This is a genomic window from Nostoc sp. FACHB-888 (genome assembly GCF_014696655.1).
Lineage (GTDB): Bacteria > Cyanobacteriota > Cyanobacteriia > Cyanobacteriales > Nostocaceae > Nostoc.
Genome location: NZ_JACJQM010000001.1, coordinates 74,189 through 94,837, shown reverse-complemented (window position 1 = coordinate 94,837; position 20,649 = coordinate 74,189). Strand labels below are relative to the sequence as shown.

The 20,649-nt window shown below is 41.9% G+C and carries 15 protein-coding genes; 5 read left to right on the top strand and 10 right to left on the bottom strand.

From position 1 onward, the window contains the following. Positions 1-3: 3 nt before the first annotated feature. Both H6G26_RS00360 and H6G26_RS00355 read right to left on the bottom strand, forming a co-directional pair. Positions 4-744 (bottom strand): cytochrome c biogenesis protein CcdA, encoded by a 741-nt coding sequence (locus tag H6G26_RS00360; RefSeq protein WP_190727370.1) that lies wholly within the window; start codon positions 742-744, stop codon positions 4-6. A 469-nt stretch (positions 745-1,213) separates the two neighbouring features. Then, complete coding sequence (locus H6G26_RS00355; RefSeq protein WP_190727369.1) at positions 1,214-6,577, bottom strand: translocation/assembly module TamB domain-containing protein; 5,364 nt, start codon at positions 6,575-6,577, stop codon at positions 1,214-1,216. A 531-nt stretch (positions 6,578-7,108) separates the two neighbouring features. On the opposite strand from H6G26_RS00355, the gene H6G26_RS00350 reads away from it, so the two are divergent. Both H6G26_RS00350 and H6G26_RS42265 read left to right on the top strand, forming a co-directional pair. Next, positions 7,109-7,537 carry an NTP transferase domain-containing protein gene (locus tag H6G26_RS00350; RefSeq protein ID WP_242053536.1) on the top strand — a complete coding sequence of 143 codons (429 nt, stop codon included), beginning with the start codon at positions 7,109-7,111 and terminating at the stop codon, positions 7,535-7,537. After that, positions 7,537-7,701 carry a hypothetical protein gene (locus H6G26_RS42265; protein ID WP_242053535.1) on the top strand — a complete coding sequence of 55 codons (165 nt, stop codon included), beginning with the start codon at positions 7,537-7,539 and terminating at the stop codon, positions 7,699-7,701. The genes H6G26_RS00350 and H6G26_RS42265 overlap by 1 nt, the downstream gene beginning before the upstream one ends. A 108-nt stretch (positions 7,702-7,809) precedes the next feature. Here the strand turns inward: H6G26_RS42265 and H6G26_RS00345 are convergent, their stop codons facing one another. The 5 genes from H6G26_RS00345 to kdpA form a co-directional block, all read right to left on the bottom strand. Next, positions 7,810-8,931 carry a sensor histidine kinase KdpD gene (locus H6G26_RS00345; protein WP_190727368.1) on the bottom strand — a complete coding sequence of 374 codons (1,122 nt, stop codon included), beginning with the start codon at positions 8,929-8,931 and terminating at the stop codon, positions 7,810-7,812. A 48-nt stretch (positions 8,932-8,979) separates the two neighbouring features. Beyond that, positions 8,980-9,561: a K(+)-transporting ATPase subunit C gene (kdpC, locus tag H6G26_RS00340; RefSeq protein ID WP_190727367.1), complete on the bottom strand. Its 582-nt coding sequence runs from the start codon at positions 9,559-9,561 to the stop codon at positions 8,980-8,982. Continuing rightward, the gene (locus H6G26_RS00335) at positions 9,561-9,749 is read right to left on the bottom strand and encodes a potassium-transporting ATPase subunit F (RefSeq protein ID WP_190727366.1); all 189 of its coding nucleotides are present in this window, start codon (positions 9,747-9,749) and stop codon (positions 9,561-9,563) included. Before H6G26_RS00335 ends, kdpC begins: the two co-directional genes overlap by 1 nt. 32 nt (positions 9,750-9,781) lie before the next feature. Continuing rightward, complete coding sequence (gene kdpB / locus H6G26_RS00330; protein ID WP_190727365.1) at positions 9,782-11,851, bottom strand: potassium-transporting ATPase subunit KdpB; 2,070 nt, start codon at positions 11,849-11,851, stop codon at positions 9,782-9,784. Positions 11,852-11,952: 101 nt separating this feature from the next. Beyond that, positions 11,953-13,638, bottom strand: a complete 1,686-nt coding sequence (gene kdpA, locus H6G26_RS00325; protein ID WP_190727364.1) for a potassium-transporting ATPase subunit KdpA — start codon at positions 13,636-13,638, stop codon at positions 11,953-11,955. 323 nt (positions 13,639-13,961) lie between these two features. On the opposite strand from kdpA, the gene H6G26_RS00320 reads away from it, so the two are divergent. Together H6G26_RS00320 and H6G26_RS00315 are read left to right on the top strand one after the other, a co-directional pair. Further along, entirely contained in the window at positions 13,962-15,065 is a 1,104-nt protein-coding gene (locus H6G26_RS00320) for a HAMP domain-containing sensor histidine kinase (protein WP_190727363.1), read from the top strand. Between the two features lies 1 nt (position 15,066). Continuing rightward, a complete protein-coding gene (locus H6G26_RS00315) occupies positions 15,067-15,744 on the top strand; it encodes a response regulator transcription factor (protein ID WP_190727362.1) in 678 nt (225 codons plus the stop codon). Positions 15,745-16,709: 965 nt separating this feature from the next. On the opposite strand, the gene H6G26_RS00310 is transcribed toward H6G26_RS00315, so the two are convergent. Beyond that, positions 16,710-16,907, bottom strand: coding sequence for a hypothetical protein (locus H6G26_RS00310; protein WP_118166258.1), 198 nt, complete (start codon positions 16,905-16,907; stop codon positions 16,710-16,712). A gap of 202 nt (positions 16,908-17,109) precedes the next feature. Between H6G26_RS00310 and H6G26_RS00305 the strand changes: the two genes are divergently transcribed. Continuing rightward, positions 17,110-18,417, top strand: a complete 1,308-nt coding sequence (locus H6G26_RS00305) for a chloride channel protein (RefSeq protein ID WP_190727361.1) — start codon at positions 17,110-17,112, stop codon at positions 18,415-18,417. A gap of 152 nt (positions 18,418-18,569) precedes the next feature. On the opposite strand, the gene uvsE is transcribed toward H6G26_RS00305, so the two are convergent. Beyond that, positions 18,570-19,526 carry a UV DNA damage repair endonuclease UvsE gene (uvsE, locus tag H6G26_RS00300; RefSeq protein WP_190727360.1) on the bottom strand — a complete coding sequence of 319 codons (957 nt, stop codon included), beginning with the start codon at positions 19,524-19,526 and terminating at the stop codon, positions 18,570-18,572. Between the two features lie 104 nt (positions 19,527-19,630). Then, positions 19,631-20,617: a UDP-glucose 4-epimerase GalE gene (gene galE / locus H6G26_RS00295; RefSeq protein ID WP_190727359.1), complete on the bottom strand. Its 987-nt coding sequence runs from the start codon at positions 20,615-20,617 to the stop codon at positions 19,631-19,633. Positions 20,618-20,649: the final 32 nt, after the last annotated feature.

Here is a 20,649-nt window from a genome sequence, read left to right as displayed (position 1 = left end):
AAATTAAAAACTGCCAAGAGGAATCCGAGAAATTAAGGAAAATACACCAAATCCTACTAATAGCGCCCCACTAACTGGGTTAATCCAACCAGACCAGCGACGCAATTCTAGTAACTTTTTAATTGAAGCTGTAAAAGTACCTGCCAAAATCAATGGAGCTACATAACCGACTGTGTAAAAAAGTAGCAAAACAGCCCCTAAAATTAAGTCTTGTGTATTGGCAATCCAACCCAACAAACTAGCTAAAACAGGCGTGCTACAAGGAGATGCGACTAAGCCGAAAGTCAGACCCAGCAAATAGGAACGCAATCCTGCTGGTAAATCTGGCGAAATCCAATTCGTTTCACCCAAGGATGGAAATTGCAGAGGTAGTGCTTCTAGTAAGTTCAACCCCATAAGAATGGCAATAATGCTGACGATAATCGGCAAACCAATTCCCACCTGCCCGTAGACTTTTCCGATCAAACCTGCTATGATTCCTAACCCTGCTAATGTAGTTGCTAATCCTAAAGCGAACCAAGTTGATTGGGCAGCTGCTTGGAGGCGGCTTTTGGCTTCATAACCACCAATGTAACCAATGGTAATTGGTAGCATAGAAAGCATACAGGGTGTGAGACTGGTGAGCAAGCCAGCCGCAAAGATAATACCAACACTCACCACGCTAAGGTGTGTCAGTTGGTTAGAAACGAGGCTGTTGGCAAATTGTTCTAGTTGGTAAATTTGGGTTTGCAGGTTATCAAACATAGGGAGTTTTTGAGCGGGAAATGCTTACTCTGCTTGAATTTTAGCTTATTTTTGCTTTGTGAGTCATTGAAGAGGAAAAGGGTCAGGGGGCAGGAGAGAAGACCCCATAAATAAATTTAGAAATTTAGAGGCTTAAAACCCTTTTAGCAGCGTAATTCCAGAACTTGATCTCATGTCCACTTAGAGACTTATCATGAAGACCATAGGGAGCAGGGGGAAAAAGGACTTTCCGGTTTTTGGACAGATGTTGGAATTATAACTAGTTAACTGGACATCATATGACCAATGGCATACCTAGATATCTCCCCACAGTTGTTTAACCCGTTTCAAATCTTTACATACAATTTAAAAGATTTCATAATGCGACACCTCATAAGCTCTAACCCTACAATCGCGGTCACAGGTGATTGTAGGGTTTTTTATATGCCCGTGATGGGTAATTTGGAGGTTATGTACCTATTTCTATAATCTAAAATCGGGTTTCATACTGAACTTGGAATTGATTTTCATCCCCCAAATTAGTTGAGCCTCGCATCAAAAGTTCGTCATTGAGTCGATAAAGCACGTTATAACGGAAAGACTCATCGCTAGAAAGAGGGCGTGATAAAGAAGCAGAGAAATTTCTATTAATATTAAACACACCTTCTGCTGATAAATTCAGAACTGAAGCTGTCGTTGTTTCATTATTAGTGGTAGGGGTGGGAAATATCCGAAATTCGCTGAAACCAATAGCCTGCCCGATCGCAGTAATAGTTCCTTGCAAACCACCTAAAATGGTAGAGCTAGCGAAATTAGTCAGTCCTTGTCCTGCATCTGCTTGACCGAAAGAACCAAGAATTGAGCCACCTAGTAAAGCAACTATTTCTCCTTTACTACGGTTAGGTTCACTCGTCAGTTCCAGATTTTCGCCCAATTCACTAGCTGGCCCGTTGGCTCTGGCTTGAACGCGAACTGTACGTAAAGTCCCAAAGTTGCTAGCAGAAACATCGCTGATTTCAGCAGACAATGGTGATTCCAAAATTCGACTATTCGTTGCCGATGCTTCAGGTACAATTGCGAGCAGTCGGACATCCAAAGTAGGGTCAAGTCCTTGACTTGGAATAAACCGCGCGGTTTGTTCATAGCCCCGTTCCAAGGCGAACTCAGTGGAAAATAAACTTACTCGTCCTCCTGTCAAACGAATGACTCCTTCAGGACGCGGTTTGCCTAATGTACCATTAATGGTCAAGTCGCCTTTTGCTTCAAAGCTCAATAGGGGCTGATTAAAGACGGCTGCTCCTGGTATTGAGTCGAGAAAGGATTGACTGGTAACACGAACATCGTCGTCTAGAATTAACCTTAAATCTGCAAACTCTATAGGTAAATTGGGTGGAGTTGCTGTGCTAGTGTTACTTTCTGGTCTAATCACTGGGCTAGGATTACTCTCTGCTGTAGGTGTGACATTAATGTTAAACTCTTCCCTATTTATGACGTTAGCGTTAGTCGCTGCTGTAGCTGCTGATTTTTTCTGACCAGTAGCCGAGTTTCCAATAATCACCTGACCATCACTCAATTCAATCTCTCCACCAATTACAGGTTTTAGCGCTGTTCCGCGAAGTACAATATCGCCGCCAACACCGCCTTCATACAGTCCTGCAATTTCAAAGTTGAGTTTGTCTGCTATTGATACTGTGAGAGGATTTGCTACGGCTTGCTGAGGCTGAAGAATCGGGAGTATGCCTGATGCACTTACTTGCCCTTCATTGTAAGTGCCTTGGATACCTTGGACATTCACCGTACTGCCATTAAATTGCGCTGTTCCTGTGACATTCGTTAGGGGTTCAGATAAGGCTTCAGCGCTAAAAGTCGCATCATTAAGTGTGACATTGCCGTTAATAATTGGTTCGTTTAAAGTACCTTGAACATTTAAATCTACTTGTCCTTGACCGTCTACCCAAGCGACTTGATTGTTAGTAAACAGGTTTAACAGTGCTAATCCTTCATTGTTCACATTGGCGTTGATGCTGATTTGATTGCTATCCGGTTGCACTTCGGCAAAAGGTAACGGAGCAGGTACGCTACCTGTAATGATAACTGGCTGCGTTCCTGTCACTAGTAAGCTACTGTCAAAATTCAAACGAGCATCGTTGTAATCAAAGTTCACTTGTCCTGTTTGCACAGGTTGCTGGTTAAGAGTCGCATTGGCTAACGTCACTTCCCCTCTAACACTAGGGTCTTGTAAACTACCTCCCAATGTGGCATTAGCATTTACATTACCAGTGATATCTATGGGGTATTGTTCGATAAAAGGCTGTAAAAGTGATAAAGGTAAACTTGCTACATTCAAATTTCCAGACACTTGCTCAGTTCCTAACTGTCCTGAAAAAGCCACCAGCCCTTGATTTATACCGACACTCAACGGCGAAAGTGTGACGATTCCATCGGCAAAAGTACCTTGAGCAACGACTTGATTAATGGAGTATTCACCCCATTGCCAGTTAGCACCTTGGAAATTAAAGCCGACATTCAACCCAGACTTTAACGAGCCATTAGCTGTAATTCCTCCACTCAAAGCACCCGTTAATTCTGCAAGGATAGGTAAAGATGCAGTTTCATTTCTCTCTTCTTGCTGTTGTTGTGCTACCAATCTTCTAATTTTTGAGAAATATGCAAGCTGTGTTAGCAAATCTGCATTGGGCAAACTGATAGCGTTGGTATCAAGTACCTCTGCTCCAGCTAACGTTGGAGGCTGCAACCCGGTACCAAAGTCTTGAAAATCAAAGATATTAAACGCTTGTAAAAGTCTCTGGATTCTTGCTTGGTCAAAATTAGCTTGGAATTGAAATTGCGGGTCGTTTCCTGCTTTTACATTTCCACTCAGAGCTATGTTGCTATCTCCAATCCGCAATTGACCATTAGCCAAGCTAGCAGTACCATCAGCATAATTAATAGTGCCGCGAAATTCATCTGCTGCTACTCTGGCAACACGAGGCCCAACGATCGCAACGTCTCCCGCAATGGCATAATTATTCAGATTAACAACTAAATCTCCCGATAATTGTCCCGCTAGTGGTTGCAATTGATTGTTCGGTAAAAAGCCTCCAATCAGAGCGATGGGAAACTGTTGAGCGTTAATGATTAAGTTATCTCCCTCAGTTCTACCTGTGGTAACTGCATCATCCCGCTTGACTAAAAATGAAGTGGGACGATAATTTGCACCCAGGTTGAGCGCAATCCTATCTTGTTTACCAGCTAATTGCAGACTTGCTCCCTGTCCTCCTTGAAAATTCACGTTTCCAGTTAAAAGCGGGTCAAACGCCAAGTCACTAACCTGGAAATTCCGCAGTCGGATATTGCCAGTAGCTTGCGGAACATCTGGAGTCCCTGTAACTTGTCCTTTAAAATCAAGTACCCCCGCTAATGCTACGTCTCCAGGAACTTGAAACCCAGTATTTTTTAAGTTGAAATTCTGCGCTAGTACATTTAAATTAAATCCTGCAATTGTGGGTGTGCCAGTTGGTGGAGTTTGAACTGCGATCGCACCGTTAGCACTCAATCCTGCGGTACTTGCGTTTTCAACTATAATCTGCTGTCCATTCCACTGAAATTGAGCGGTGAGCGGTTTTGCCAGTAGCGCTACCCCTTGGGAAAGGCGGATTTGTCCGGCGGCGCGAATATCTGCAAGCTGGAAAGATTCTGTTGTACCTGCTAACTGAATATTACTATTAAGCCGTCCTCGCAGTTGTGGTGAGAAACGGTTGAGTTGAATTTGAGAAGTGTTGACAGTCCCTTCCCAGCGTTGTTGTGCAAGTTGACCTGTAGCTCTGATTGTCCCGCCTGCCACGTTAAAAACCGCATTTGGAAAGACGATATTCTCTCCTTGTTGATCAACAACAACTCGTCCGGTAGTGGGATAGGTGGCGGTAGGTGCTTGCACCCGCGCTACTGCTTGCAGGTTGCTCAGAGTACCGGAAATATTGGCATTTGCTGATACATTCCCAATGGTAATACCGGGTGAGGATTCGTATGCTTTTGCGATCGCATCCCCTGGTAAATTTTGTGCTTGCACATTCAGCGCCACCCTCCCTTGGGGTGCAAGCTGAAGTTGACCACTAGCTGTTACTTGCCCTCCTACCTCTGGACTTGCCTGAATGCTAGCAATATTGACATTTAAGGGTTTACCCAGAGAGCCAGAAACTTTAGCGTTTGCAGATATACCACCAATATTAATGGGAGTTGAGATGCCGTAACTTTGAGCGATCGCATTTCCTGGTAAATTTTGAGCTTGAATATTTACGCCTACCTGACCTTGGGGAGCCAGTTGAATTTGTCCATTGGCTGTAATTTGCCCCCCAGTTGGCGGCGTTACTTGAACACTAGTAATATCAAGGTTCAATGGCTGTTTGCCAAGTGAACCAGTAATTTGTGCTTTTGCTGAAACATTGCCAACTGCGATCGGTAGATTAATGCCGTAGTTACGTGCTAATACATCCCCGGATACACCATCAACTTGAGCATTAAAGATTACGTTGTCTTTGGCTCCTATATTAGCTTGACCGCCACCTGTGATTTGGCCACCTGCTGCGGGGACTAATTTCAAATTGGAGACGGTAAGTTGAGATGCAGTTTGAGATGCATTTAAGCGAAAGTCAGTATTGACCGCTTTGAAGAGAATACGGTCAACTTGAATAGGTTTTGTGTTGCTTACCGTGCCGCTAACGACTGGTTGCTGTAGTGCGCCGCCTACCTTAATATTTGCTTGAACTTCGCCACTAGCTGGAACTGGCGAATTTACATTCAGCGTGTCTAAAATATTTTTCGCACTAACAGGTTTTATTTGAGCAGAGACATTAAAACCTGTTTGGGTATTAATTGTTCCATTAGCCAGAATAGGAACTTTACCAAAGTTTGTATTTAGATTTTCTAAAGCAACTGTCTGACCATTAAATATAAATCTCCCATTAAAATTAGAAACTGGCTGAGGAATATTTGGAATTTTAGCAATGACTTGATTAGCAGTGGCTGTTCCCGTAACGGCTGTTTCTAACAGTTTGGGTGGAATTTGAACCCCTAAATCAGCATCTAAACGCCCTGCTTGTAAAGCAATTGGTAACTCAATTAATCGACTTATATCAGATGCTTGTAAACTTTGTGCTTGCAGCTTGAGGTTAGTTTGTTGAGCTTTTGTTTGTGTTTCACCAGAGATTTTAACCGTGCCTCCCCTGGTGAGTTGACCATTGAGATCATAACCAATGCGTTGATTTTGATCAAAAAATCGGGCAATACCACCAACTTGATTTAATATTACTGAGCCTTTCGGTCTAGTTGGTGCGGAGGCTGGCGATAACTCTACATTCCCATCTTGAATTTGAAGTGTCTCCAAGTCAGTTTGAATAGCACCTTTTCCTTCTCCAGCCTTGACTTGGGCTGTAACCCAGCTACCATCCTGATCCTGTTGGATGTAAACATTGGGTTGAACTAACGTGACATTTAATGCCAGTTTTCGGCTGAGGAGAAGCTGCAAGGGCGAGAACTGCACCTCCAAAGCTTTTGCTACCACCTGATCTGGATCGGTGGGAGTTGCTGGTATTGATAGAGAGCTAAATCTTAGGCTAGAAAGCGAAAAACGTTCAACATTCCCAACTTTTACTGGACGTCCAAGCAATTGTTCGAGATTTTGTTGCACTAATGGAGCTAAATCTTTATATATATAGCTTCTAGCCCACCAGGCACCGACTGCAATTCCAACCAGCAAAATGACACCGAGAGCCAAACTGGTACGTCCTAAGAGGAGGAGCCATAAACGATGATTAGGTGGTTTCTGGTTATTTTCTGAATTTGGAGAGTGCGTCATTATCGTTACAGTACTTTTATATGGAATAAGCCAAAAAACAGGCTAGTTGCAAGTTGCGGCTTTATAATATATTTTGAGTAACAATTTTTACCCAGTATTTAGTTGTTCTCGCCTTTCAATTTGGAGATTTCATCTAGAGTATGGTACTTAATTAGCACTTCCTTAATCTAAGCAGTAATTAGATTTATTCTCTGCTTTACCTTTGAAAGTCTACAGTCATCGAAATAGTTGTTTGATAAATTTTGTCTCCTTTTTGTGAGGCAAAGTAGATGATTATATGCTTTCTCTCACAATACGTATATTGCCATCAACTATCTTTATGTATAAATAATTGATATCTTTAGATAGATTTTCTTTGCTTGGGTATTATACCTTAGAGTTGAGATAATAAATTTATTGAATATTAAACTACTCCATGAGAACTTCTGTATGTACCATGCTAGTTAGAAAATTTAACCCTGTAGAATCTTACCTAGTAGTGACGACTTTGTTATAGCAATTGCACACGCTACGGATAGCATACCTTTAAAATTGTCACACTTTGCTATTGTCCTCGCAGCAGGTGCATCTACTCGCATCGGTACTTGCAAAACTTCGCTACCTTGGGGTGATGGTCAAACATTATTAACTTATCAACTAGAACAGTGGTTAAGTGTAGGTTTTACCCCTGTGGTAGTGCTAGGTTCACAAAACAGCGATAAACAAAAATATTGCCCACTTGGCAGTTTAGCTGTAATTAATCCTCATGCCAATTCTGGGAAAACTACTCCCTTGCTTACAGGGTTACAACATATTCCCCATAACTTTGAAATCTTAGCAATTTCAGCAGTTGATCAAACGAGAAAATTAGATATTTATCAGAGATTACTGCTAGCGCATAAAAGCAATTCAGGATTGATTACTGCGCCTACATATCAAGGTAAAATAGGGCATCTACTTTTATTCAATAATAGAATGTGATGCCTACGCACTTACAAAATATCCGTGAAGAAACTTTAGGTTTACGCCAAATTATCAGAGAATTTTATCCAGTAATTCATCAAGTGGAATTTGAAACTCCAAATGTGCTATTAGACTTTAACACACCAGAACTATATCAAGAACAACTGCATAATTTTAGGTAGCGACAGATCGCTAAGAATATTCCCGACCTCTGAGATAGTGTTTATAAATAAAAAAAGCATTCATCTTTTTATACTTATGTTCTGCCATAGTTTTGCAATCTTCTTAAATTATTTATCGGTGGCAATAATATGTAAATCTATTTTTTGATATCTGATTAGCTCCATCAATCGTTGGGTGAAAGAACCTTTGAACAATCTTTTCCATGAGGGTTGCTGGCTTTCACCAATAATAATTTGTGTAATGTGATAAACTGCTGCCACTTGAGCAATTTCTTTAGCAACACTTTTGCTTTTAACATATAAAAATTCACCCCCAAACTCTCGGCATAATCTCTCACAAGTATCAATATGTAAACTTTCTTCTTTAGTGAGGAATTGTTCAGGATTTGCCACAAATACCGCATATAAACGCGCATTCATATAATTAGCAATACGCGCACCTCGACGTAATAATTGGACTGAATCAGGATAAGTAGATATACACACTAAAACTCGTTCATGAATATTACAATTTTCTCCTATTAAGTTAGAAGTGTTTGCTGCTTCCTCAACTGTATCTGCAACTTCTCTTAATGCTAATTCTCTTAAAGCGACGAGATTACGATACTGAAAAAAGTTTTTTAGAGATTGTTCGATTTTATCAGGTGCATATATTTTTCCTTCTTGCAAGCGCTCTTTTAGAGTTTCTGGGGTAACATCAATGACAACAACAGCATCAGCTTCATCTAGTAAGTAATCAGGAATTCGCTCTCGCACCACGACACCTGTAATTCTTGCTACTAGGTCATTTAAACTTTCTAAATGTTGAATATTTACAGTGGAATAGACATCTATTCCGGCTGCTAAAATTACCTCTACGTCCTGATAGCGTTTTTCTCGTGGGGAACCAGGAATATTAGTATGAGCGAGTTCATCCACTAAAACCAGTTGGGGAGCGCGTTGCACAATTGCATCTGTGTCCATCTCCTGTAGGGCGATATTCTGGTGGATAAAGGCTTTGCGGGGAATTATCTCCAATCCGTTAGCTTTCATGGCCGTTTCTTTGCGTCCATGAGTTTCTAGCATACCGATAATTACATCAATACCATCTTGTTTAAGTTGATATGCTTCTTCCAGCATTTTATAAGTTTTGCCGACACCGGGAGCCATACCAATAAAAATTTTATGCTTCCCACGTCGGTGAGGACGAATATAGGAACTATCGGGGGAGGGGGTATGGGAATAAATCATGATTAAGATAAGTGGAGTTAAATATAAATTATTAACTCCCTCCAAAAGTTAATTTGCAGGCTGTAAAGCATCCAAAGCCAAATTGAGCTTCAAAACATTAACTCCAGGTTCACCAAATATACCCAGAAATCTACCTTCGGTGTTTTGAGATATCAGGCTTTGAATTTTTTGGGTATCCACATTGCGGACAGTTGCAATCCGCGACAACTGTGCTTGGGCGGATTCAGGGCTAATATGTGGATCTAAACCAGAGCCAGAGGTATAAATTAGGTCAGCAGTGGGTTGAATATCAGCTTGTTGTAGCCGTTTTATTTCTGCTTGAATGCGTTCGAGAAGTTTGGGATTACTGGGTGCTAGGTTGCTAGCTCCTGACTCACCAGTGCTAGCTACTTCTGGGTTGGTGCTGTAGTTAATAACACTAGGGCGGCTCCAAAAATAGCGATCGCTTGCAAAAGATTGACCAATTAATGCTGAACCTACTACTATACCTTGATTATTGGTAATTAAGCTACCGTTGGCATGGAAGGGAAAGGCTATCTGTCCACAAATCAGCATGAATAAAGGATAAAGGAAGGCTGTGAGTATCCACAAAGCGAAGGTGGAACGAATAGCTTTATTCAATTGGCTCATTAGAATTTCTCCGGTTGAAAAATGACAGCGAATAGATAAATGCTGACGCTGAGAGTTGCGAGTCCTAAAAGCGCAATGGTGTAGGATGCAGCGCGTGATATTTTGTCAGGGGTGGCTGCGTATATGGCTTGTGCTAAAAATAGGTTGAGGGAAAGGATGAGAAAGAGGGAGAGAGAGAATTTTTTCATGATTTAAACGCAAAGGGGCGCGGAGTTTTTGATTACGCTAGTCCTATGGATGTAATTAAAAGGTCTATGATTTTAATGGCAATGAAGGGAGCTACTATGCCGCCAAATCCATAGATGAATATGTTGCGTTGTAGGAGTTGGTCGGCGGTTAGTGGTCGAAATTTTACGCCAGTTAGTGCTAGGGGGATGAGTGCAGGAATAATTAAGGCGTTATAAATTAAGGCTGATAAAACAGCAGATTGGGTACTTGCTAAACCCATTATATTGAGAGCGCCAACGCCAATACCAGAAAAGATAGCAGGGAGAATGGCGAAGTATTTGGCAATATCGTTGGCAATAGAAAAGCTGGTGAGTGCGCCACGGGTAATTAGTAATTGTTTACCAATGGTGACGATATCAATTAATTTGGTCGGGTCGGAATCTAGGTCTACCATGTTAGCGGCTTCTTTGGCTGCTTGAGTACCTGTATTCATTGCCACACCTACATTTGCTTGAGCTAAGGCTGGGGCATCATTGGTGCCATCTCCAGTCATGGCTACGAGTTTTCCTTGGGCCTGTTCAGTTCTAATTACTTCAATTTTGTCTTCGGGTGTGGCTTCGGCAATAAAGTCATCAACTCCTGCTTCTGCGGCAATTACAGATGCAGTAATGCGGTTATCTCCTGTGAGCATGATGGTTTTAATTCCCATACGTCGCATTTGATCAAAGCGTTCCCGAATTCCCGGTTTAATAATGTCTTTGAGATAAATTACACCGTAAATATCATTATTTTTGCAGAGTGCTAAGGGAGTACCACCTAATCGAGAAATTCGCTCAAAAGCGGTATCAAGTTCCGGCGTTAATTGTCCCTGGCGAGAACGAACAAATCCTTTAATGGCATCTACCGCACCTTTACGAATTTCTACCCCATTGGATAAATCAGTGCCACTCATGCGGGTTTTGGCAGAAAATTCAATACCTTCTGCTTGCTTGGTATCGAAATCTAATTTTGCTCCTAATTTCTCTGCTAATTTGACAATTGATTTGCCTTCTGGTGTTTCATCAAATACACTCGATGCCAGGGCAATTTGCGCTACATCTGCCATTGCATGACCATTGACCGGAATAAATTCTTCTGCCAAGCGGTTTCCCAAGGTAATCGTACCTGTTTTATCTAAAATGAGGGTATTGATATCTCCACAGGCTTCCACCGCCCTTCCAGAGGTGGCAATCACATTAAATTGGGCGACTCTATCCATCCCGGCAATGCCAATAGCACTTAATAATCCGCCGATGGTAGTGGGAATTAATGCCACAAGTAAAGCAATGAGTACAGCAATACTTAGGGGTGAGTTGACATAGACTGACACTGTAGGTAGTGTGGCAATCACAACTAAAAACACCTGCGTGAGAACTGCCAGCAGAACTGTCAGGGCAATTTCATTAGGTGTTTTGCTCCGAGAAGCACCTTCTACTAGACCAATCATCCGGTCAAGAAAGCCTTGTCCTGGGTCATTAGTCACTCTAATGATTAATTCATCGGAGGTGATGCGCGTTCCTCCGGTGACTGAACTGGCAATGTCTGAACCTGGTTCTTTTAATACTGGTGCTGATTCACCTGTAATTGCTGATTCATCTACAGAAGCCACACCTTTAATTACTTCCCCATCAGCAGGGATGATATCACCAGAAGTTACCTTGATTGTGTCACCGCGGCGTAAGGCTGTAGAACTTACTTCTTGGAGAAAACCATCAGGGAGAATTTTTTTGGCTTTGGCGTCGGATTTTGCCGATCGCAAGGCATCAGCTTGAGCTTTACCTCGTCCTTCGGCTACAGCTTCGGCAAAGTTAGCAAAGACAATAGTTAAGAATAAAATCAGGGTGATGAGTCCGTTGAATAATCGTGGATTTTCCCCTGGCGTTGGCCCAAATAAGTCCGGTGCAATTGTCATCAGTGTTGTGACAATAGTACCTAACCAAACTACGAACATCACCGGATTTCTAATCATGTTACGCGGGTATAGTTTCACAAATGCTTGTTGAAATGCTCGCATGTAGAGTCCGCTTGGTTTGGCTTCGGATTTATGTTTGCGTTTTTTTCGCGGTTTTGTAGTTGTTTCCATTTTTGGGTGAATGAATTAGATTTTTTTATCTCAAGCAGCGTGGTAGAAGCTCTAGCACGAAGTGCGTTAGGTGCAAAAAAGAATTTATCGGCGTTAATCTTTTACCGTCCTGCGGCTAGTTGGAATGCTTCTGCTATGGGGCCTAATACTAGTACGGGTAAGAAAGTGAGAGCGCCAAGGATTAAAATTACGCCGCTTGTAACTCCTGTGAAGAGTCTGGTGTCCGTTCTGAGGGTGCCAGTAGTCATTGGTACTGGTTGTTTACGAGACATACTATCTGCCAAAAGTAGCAGCGCAATAATGGGGATGTAACGCCCCGCCAACATACTGACTGTGGTGCTGAGATTCCACCAAAGTGTGTTATCACCTAATCCTTCAAAACCAGAACCGTTGTTAGATGCTGCGGAAGCGTATTCGTAAACAACCTGGGAAACTCCATGAAATCCTGAGTTGGTAATACCTGAGAGGTTATCAGGAAAGGCAAAAACAATTGCCCAAGGAATGAGAATGGCAAAGGGATGAACTAATAAGACAACGCTAGCGAGGACTATTTCTTTTTTCTCGATTTTGCGTCCTAAGAATTCTGGTGTTCTCCCTACCATTAAGCCAGTCAGGAATACTGCCAAAATTAAGTAAATGTAGAGGTAAGCTGTGCCGGTTCCCTGACCTCCCCAAATGATTTGCAAAAACATATTAAACAGCGTGACAAATCCACCCGGAGGCATTAAGGAGTCGTGCATTCCGTTAACAGCACCGCACATTGTAGCTGTGGTCATGACTGCCCAAAGTGCCGTTTGCGCCCAACCAAATCGCACTTCTTTTCCTTCTAAGTTGGGTTGTTGTTCTTTTAATAAAGGATTAACTAGGGGATTTCCTTGAAACTCGCCTACTGCTGCAATGCCTACTAAAAAGACGAAAATGATAAACACCATCCAAAATATTAACCATGCTTGCTTACGGTTATTAGTAAAGACACCATAGGTATAAATTAGTGATGCAGGGATGGCAATCATGATGCAAGTCTCTAAGAGGTTAGAAAAACCATTGGGATTTTCAAAGGGATGTGCTGAGTTAATTCCAAAAAAGCCACCACCGTTTTCTCCCAGTTCTTTGATGATTTCAAAATGCGCGACTGGGCCACGGGCAATTACTTGAGTCACGCCCTCTAAAGTGGTTACTGTTGCTGGCCCTGCTAAGGTTTCCGGTACACCTGCTAATAGCAACAACAATCCGCCAACTATTGATATTGGTAATAAGATGCGTGTGATTGACTTGGTGAAGTCAGTGTAAAAGTTGCCTAATGGTCTGCCAGTTAAACCACGAATAAAAGCTATGGCTACTGCTAAACCAGTTGCAGCCGAGGTAAACATTAGAAAACCGAGGGCGAAGACTTGGCTGCCATAGCTATAAGTCGTTTCACCAGAATAATGCTGTTGGTTAGTGTTGGTGAGGAAAGAAATAGCAGTGTGCAGTCCTAAATCCCAACTAGGTGCATTTAATGCGGTGGGATTGAGTGGTAACCATCCCTGAAACATCAGGATTAAGTACACGAAAATTACCATAACAAGATTGCTGTACAGCAATTCTTTGGCATATTGCCAGCCTGTAAAATTTTCCTGAGTACGCACTCCACTAATGGCAAAAATTACTCTTTCTATAGGATTAATTATTGGGTTAATTAGTGTTTGTTCTCCTATGAAAACCTGTGCCATATAGCTTCCTAGCAAAGGAGTTATGGCGATGATGATTAGCAAGGTTAAGGCTATTTGCATCCATCCTTCTAACATGAAGTAAAAAGCTCCTTATCTGTTGTTTTTGAATGGCTTATTAAGAAAATGCAACAGTAGTTGGGAATAATTTATATAATTAATTATTTTTTCAACTAGAACAAGGAATAGAAGGATATAAAATGGAGTTTATCTTGGTATACTTAGTGTTTATCTATAAGACTAAACAAGCGTTTATTTTTAGCTAAACGTTGTAATAAATTCTATGAACAGAAGAAATATCCTAAAATATTTCTAATGCAACGCGTATATCATAATGAGTACTAAACCATTCACTACGAACTAAAAAAGAGTTTTTTAATTAGTAATAGTTAAGTTAATGGATGAAACACTTTATAGCTAAAGGTTTTAATCAGGAATCGCTTTGGGGCAAACGTTTCATCATCACTGGTTTATATATATTTGTACTGGTTTTGGAATTTTGTACACCAATTCCTTACGTTTTTGGATATCTCTACACAGGCCCGCTTTTATTGACAAATTCTTGGTTGGGTAGGCGTGCAACTTTTCAAGCCACTTTTGTAGCTGTGTTTTTAACTATGTTGAATCTTGTAGTACCAGGAGGTGAAGTGATGAAGGCTTCGACAATTGCTAGTAGAGCGATCGCAGCAATGGCTTTGATTGTCACAGGTGTGTTGAGCGATCGCTTGCGTCGTTCTGAGGAAGCGATCGCTTTAACTCATGCCAAATTAGAAGCACAAGAAGAATTAGTCAGAGTCCGAGAAGATTTTGCTTCCACGCTTACCCACGATCTGAAAACGCCCTTATTAGGAGCAATTGAAACTCTCAAAGCTTTTGAAGGCGAAAAGTTTGGCCCCATATTACCAGCACAGCAAAAAGTCTTAGCCACAATGGCGCGTAGTCATCAAACTTCACTGCAATTGTTAGAAACTTTATTAGATATCTACCGTAATGATACTGAAGGTTTAGACCTTCATTTAGCACCTATAGATTTAACTGTCCTGGCAGAAGAAGCGGCTAGCACTCTCACCGAGTTAGCAGCAAATCGGCGTGTATATCTCTCGCTTAACTATGGTGAATCTGATTGGAGACAATCTTTGTGGGTGAAAGGTGATGCTTTACAACTGCAACGAGTTTTAATCAATCTCTTAGTCAACGCCATCAACCATTCGCCGCGCAATAGTCATGTAGAAGTTGTGTTAGAATCGCAACCTGCCTATCAAGTGGTAAAAATTTTGGATACAGGTGCGGGTATCCAGCCTGAACAGTTTTCTCATTTATTTGAGCGATTTTACCAAGGACATAGCCAACGCCAAACTAAAGGCTCAGGATTGGGGCTTTATTTATCTCGCCAAATTATTGTTGCCCACGGCGGTATAATTTGGGCAGAAAATAGATTACCTGTTGGAGCTATGTTTGCTTTTAAGCTCCCTGTATGCCCGTTCCACTCCTCTCTAACTGTGTGAGATGCTGTCTACCCCCATTAAAATTCTCCTAGTTGAGGATGATGAACTATTTCGTTTAGGCTTGCGTGTGCGATTGCAAGAAGAAATTGGGCTAGAAATCGTTGCTGAGGCTGAAGATGGTGAAACAGCTATTGAGTTAGTTAGTCAACACGCTCTGGACGTGGTGCTGTTAGATATGGGATTACCAGGAATTGGCGGACTTGAGGCGTGTAAACAAATCAAGCAGCAAAATCCCCATTTACCAATCTTAGTTTTAACTTCTCATTCCCAAAAGACCCTGATTGCACAGTTGATTGCGGCTGGCGCTCAAGGTTATTGCCTTAAAGGAATTGCTGCGGAAAAATTAGTATTAGCACTGCGTTCTGTGGCTGCCGGAGCATCTTGGTGGGATCAAACAGCAACAAATGAAATTCGTTCTAGTTTTGCCTCTGAGCCGTATTCAGAAAATATATCTAAATCTGCCAATCCTTTGACTCAGCGTGAACAAGAAATTTTGTCATTTTTGGCCGCGAGAAAAACTAACCAACAAATTGCCCTAGAACTATATATTACTCCTGGAACTGTCAGAGTTCATGTTCATGCTATTTTACATAAACTAGAAGTGAGCGATCGCGCTCAGGCTGTTGTTGTTGGTTTACAAAAACGCCTAATTAAAAGCGACTTGATTGTAGAAGAATAGTAATCACCTTGAATCCAATAGCACTAAGAAAAGCTCAAAGTACAGAAAGACAAGCATTACAGGTCTGTCTTAATGGCCATGAAGCAGTGGACAGGGTGCGCTCTTAAATGATCAGGTACTATGTAATGGATGCGGAAAGAGTGCAGGGGTTGTCCACAAAGTTTTTATATCATGTTCGCTTGATTACTTATTAAACCCGAAGAACCCCACCCCGCCAAAGCTGTGCTTTGTCTCCCTGCCCCTAATCCCCAGAGCTACGGTGTACACACAAGTCGGAAAAACTTCATCCACCAAAGAATTGCTGTGCGTTACGCTGGCGTGACAAAGCTAAATTGCTGCAATCATGGCGATGCCTACAGCGAGCAGTCTACGCCAACCCATTTGTTATTTCGGCGTACCCATTTGCTATTTCGGCGTACCCATTTGCTATTTCGGCGTACCCATTTGTTATTTCGGCATACCCATTTGTTATTTCGGCGTACCCATTTGTTATTTCAGCGTACCCATTTGTTATTTCGGCGTACCCATTTGTTATTTCGGCGAACCCATTTGTTATTTCGGCGAACCCATTTGTTATTTCGGCGTACCCATTTGTTATTTCGGCGTACCCATTTGCTATTTCGGGGTACCCATTTGTTATTTCGGCGAACTTGTTACGCCACGACGAAACTCCTAGAATTGAAACCTATGCTGGTCATACTTGTGTGTACACCGTAGAATCCCCAGACGGGAACCGAGTTCCCCGCAAGTGGCGAGGAGTTGGGGGTGGGGTTCTTTTTTATGGGTAATTTGTAGTTAGAAAAAGCTTACTCGTCCATAAAATACTTTTTTGATCCGAGCAAGCAAACACTATAAATACTACTGTGACACTGCGAGTACAAATTCTCAAGGAGAAATTTAGTTATAAACACCCTTTTAGAGAAGTTGGCAATCTTGACGTTTCGATTACTCTTTCGCAAACCCAATCAATCATCAGTTGGATCATCGATCATTTCTGGTACTAAAGCTGGGTTACTTTTACGTTCTTCTGGTGATTGCTCCCGAATAACATCGTCTATTCTCGCAGGGTGTTTGATTTTGTCCAGTACCTCTGGATCTAGTTGCGATGGATCGCCTTCTGGACTAGACTTTTCAGCTTGACTAGGAACTGTTTCCTTATTCATTACTATTTCCCCAAACTTATACGCCAAGCTTAAGTTCTTCTGTGGTGAGGTACACACTATCTTGAGACTTAATTTCATCCAGAGGTAAGTAAAAAAGGCGATTGCCCCTTGTAGACCAAAAATGATTCACTAAACTAAATAGCCTTTACTATAAAAAACGTAAATATTCTGTATTCTCCGTTTCATAAATAGGAAATAAGCAGTGTTACCAAAGAAGCCCCACGTTACTAATCAAACTCAACGCTGGACATTTGCTCAACTTTTTGGACTGGTAAAACGTAATCCCTTCATGATTTCGCGGTGGGTACTCCGTTGGGTAGTTGTGGGCACTGCTGGTGGTCTATTTGCTGCCTTATACTGGAATGTTTTAGAACTTTTAACTCACCACCTGCAACGATTTGAAGGTTTTAGCCTTCTGATAGTCATGCCACTAGCCGGTTTAGTTATCGGGCTGGTGATTCATTTTTTGGGAAATCCCGGTGAAATCGCCGTGATTGTTGATAATATCCATTTTCGTGGTGGACGCTTAGATGCTCGCAAAAATCCCTCAATGATTCTTGCTTCTCTAATCAGCATATTGGCAGGCGGTAGTGCTGGCCCAGAAGCGCCACTGGTACAGGTAACAGGTTCTTTTGGTACTTGGGTTGGCGATCGCCTAAATCTCCAAGGTGAAGACCTCAGAACCATGAGTTTAGCAGCGATGGCGGCTGGCTTGACTGCCTTGTTTGGCGCACCTCTTGGCGGTGCAATGTTCGCCTTAGAGATTTTGCATCATCAGCATATTGTGGAATATTACGAAGCCTTGATGCCAGCTATTGTTTCAAGTTGCGCTAGTTATTTGGTATTTGCAGCAATTACACAATTAGGAATTGCGCCGACTTGGCATTTTCCCCAGTACCACCTAGACAAGATTGATGATTTTGCGATCGCTATCATGTTCGGCATCATTGGGGCGGTGGCGGGATGGCTTTTTATGGGCATTTTTCGGGGCTGCGATTATTTGTTTGCTCGAATTCCCGGCCCCATTTATATACGCACAACATTAACAGGGTTAGGGCTTGGGACTTTAGCGGTATTATTACCCCTAACCCGTTATTTTGGACATGAAGAATTAGAGTCAGTCCTCACTAATAACTTTGGTGCTGTTTTTCTCTTAACTCTTGCTTTCGGTAAAATGGCTGCCATTAGTATTACGGTAACAGGTGGGTGGCGCGGTGGATTCATTATTCCCCTGTTTTTCACTGGTGCTTGTATTGGTAAAGCAGTAGCAATCTTAATTCCGGGACTTAACCCGGCCCTTGCCATGATTTGTACAATGGCGGCTATCAATGCTGCCGTAACGCGTACACCTATAAGTACGACTTTGCTACTGTCAAAACTGGCTAATTTGAGTCCTTTTACGCCAATCCTTTTTGCCAGTTTAATTGGATTTTTTCTCGCGCCCAAAGTTCCCCTGATTGCATCTCAATTAAAATCCCAAATAGAAGCTACTGAATTAAAGGGTAGCTAGTTAAAAAAGCGGTTAGAAACCGCGTCTACAGTAAACTTTACCCACCTCCGTGGGTTTCAAAGCCTTAATTTTTCTTAGTTCGCGGAGGCGGACTTTGCCTGTGTAACCGCGAATTCCATTTCTTAGGTTTAAGTTAACTATAAGTCCTTAATTTATGTACAATTATTTTCCACTAGCCAATTAGAACGCAAAAGTGCGATCGCTTCTTCTTTTTTTTTGGCTTCGACTTCGATCCACGGTGCTTGGTGGTATACGTTGGGCATATCGGTAATCAAGTCACTGTGTTTTCTGTCGTTGAAAGCTTGCTCACCATTGGAAATATGGACTAATTGCCAATCGGGATTTGTCCAAGTTTCTCGTGCTGCATAAAACATGGATGCTACACTTGGATGATCGTAGCTATTTAAATTTTCGTGGCAAATATGGTGATGGGCGTCAAATACCATCGGCACACCAGCTTGCTGACATACTGCTAAAATTTCATCGGCATTATAGGCGTATTCATCGTTTTCTAGCGTCAAGCGGCTTTTAATATTTTCTGGTAGCTCGGAAATTACTTTTACTAGTTGTTCAGGACGTTGAGATTTGCCACCATGAATATTCATCAATGACCAAGGCGATCGCGGTAAGCCCAGTAAGTCAAGTATACGTGCATGTCCTGCTAAATTATTTATACTTGCCTGTACCACTTCAGGAGAATCAGAACTCAGCACTACAAATTGATCTGGATGCAACACCATTCTTATGCTCAATGCATTCGCTCGTTCACCGATTGTTGCTAAATCAGCGCTCATTGCCTCTAATATATTTGCGCCGATTTCGTCTTCTAAGTCACTTAGGGGAAATAAAGCAGAAGACATCCGATAAAGCAGAATTTTATTCTGCTCACAAAAGGAGAGAGCGTCATGCAAGCGTTCTAAGTTATGCCGATACAGTTCACTCAGGGCACTTTCGCGATCGCTTTGGGAAAGTTTTAAGTATCGAGTGCGTGTCATTGTCCGAAAGCGCACTTGTTTGTCAGAGGTGATGCAAACTAGCCCCAAATAGGGCAGTGTACTTTTTTGGCACTGTTGTGCATTAGGTAAATTTTGAAACTCGATTGCGGTCATTAACTAATACTAACTGTTGCTGTTTTGAGCCATTATTTAATTTAAACAAGTTCTGCCACTGCCTTACGAGTACCTAAAGAATGAAGTTTTTACCATACGTGCCTTTATTTATGTCGTTTTTGATGCCATTGCCAAGCATGGGTGAGGATTTCGTTAACGTTAGGATACTGGGGATGCCAACCCAAAACTTCAGTTGCTTTGTCGCTGCTGCCAACTAAAATAGGAGGGTCGCCTGGTCTGCGATCGCGCTCTTCAACTTTGATTTCTTTCCCTGTCACTTCCTGAGCAGTTTCTATCACTTCTCGAACTGAAAAACCACTACCATTTCCCAAATTAAATACTTCACTTTCTCCGCCTTTGAGCAGATATTCTAAACCCAAAATATGAGCTTGTGCTAAATCAGTTACGTGAATATAATCTCGGATACAAGTACCGTCTGGGGTAGGGTAATCAGTGCCGAAAATAAAGATAGATTCGCGTTTACCCAAAGCAGCTAATAGTACTAATGGTATAAGGTGAGTTTCAGGTTCATGGTCTTCACCTAGCAATCCATTGGGGTCAGCACCGGCAGCGTTAAAGTAACGGAAACGTACAGATTTTAAATCGTAAGCTGTATCAAAATCAGATAAAATTCTTTCTACCATCCACTTGCTAGTAGCATAGGGACTAATGGGATCTTGTGGATGTTCTTCGGTAAGGGGAACAAACTTTGGCACACCATAAAGGGCGCAGGTAGAAGAAAAGATAAATTTCTTAACTGACGCAGCAACCATTGCCTCTAAAAGTATCAAAGTGCCTGCAACATTATTTTGGTAATATTTAGCTGGATCGGTGACAGATTCACCTACGGCAATATAAGCAGCAAAATGCATTACTGCCTCTATATTGTGAGTTGAAAATATGTTATCAAGCAGGGCGCGATCGCTCATATCGCCAACAATCAACTTAACCTGCAAAACTTCTTCTACAAGTTCGCGATGTCCATTGGAAAGATTATCCAGAACAATTACTCCATAACCTGCATTTTTCAGAGCTAATACAGCATGGGAGCCAATATATCCGGCTCCTCCTGTTACTAAAATGGTAGACATAATTGGGGATTGGGGATATGTAGATTTAGTTA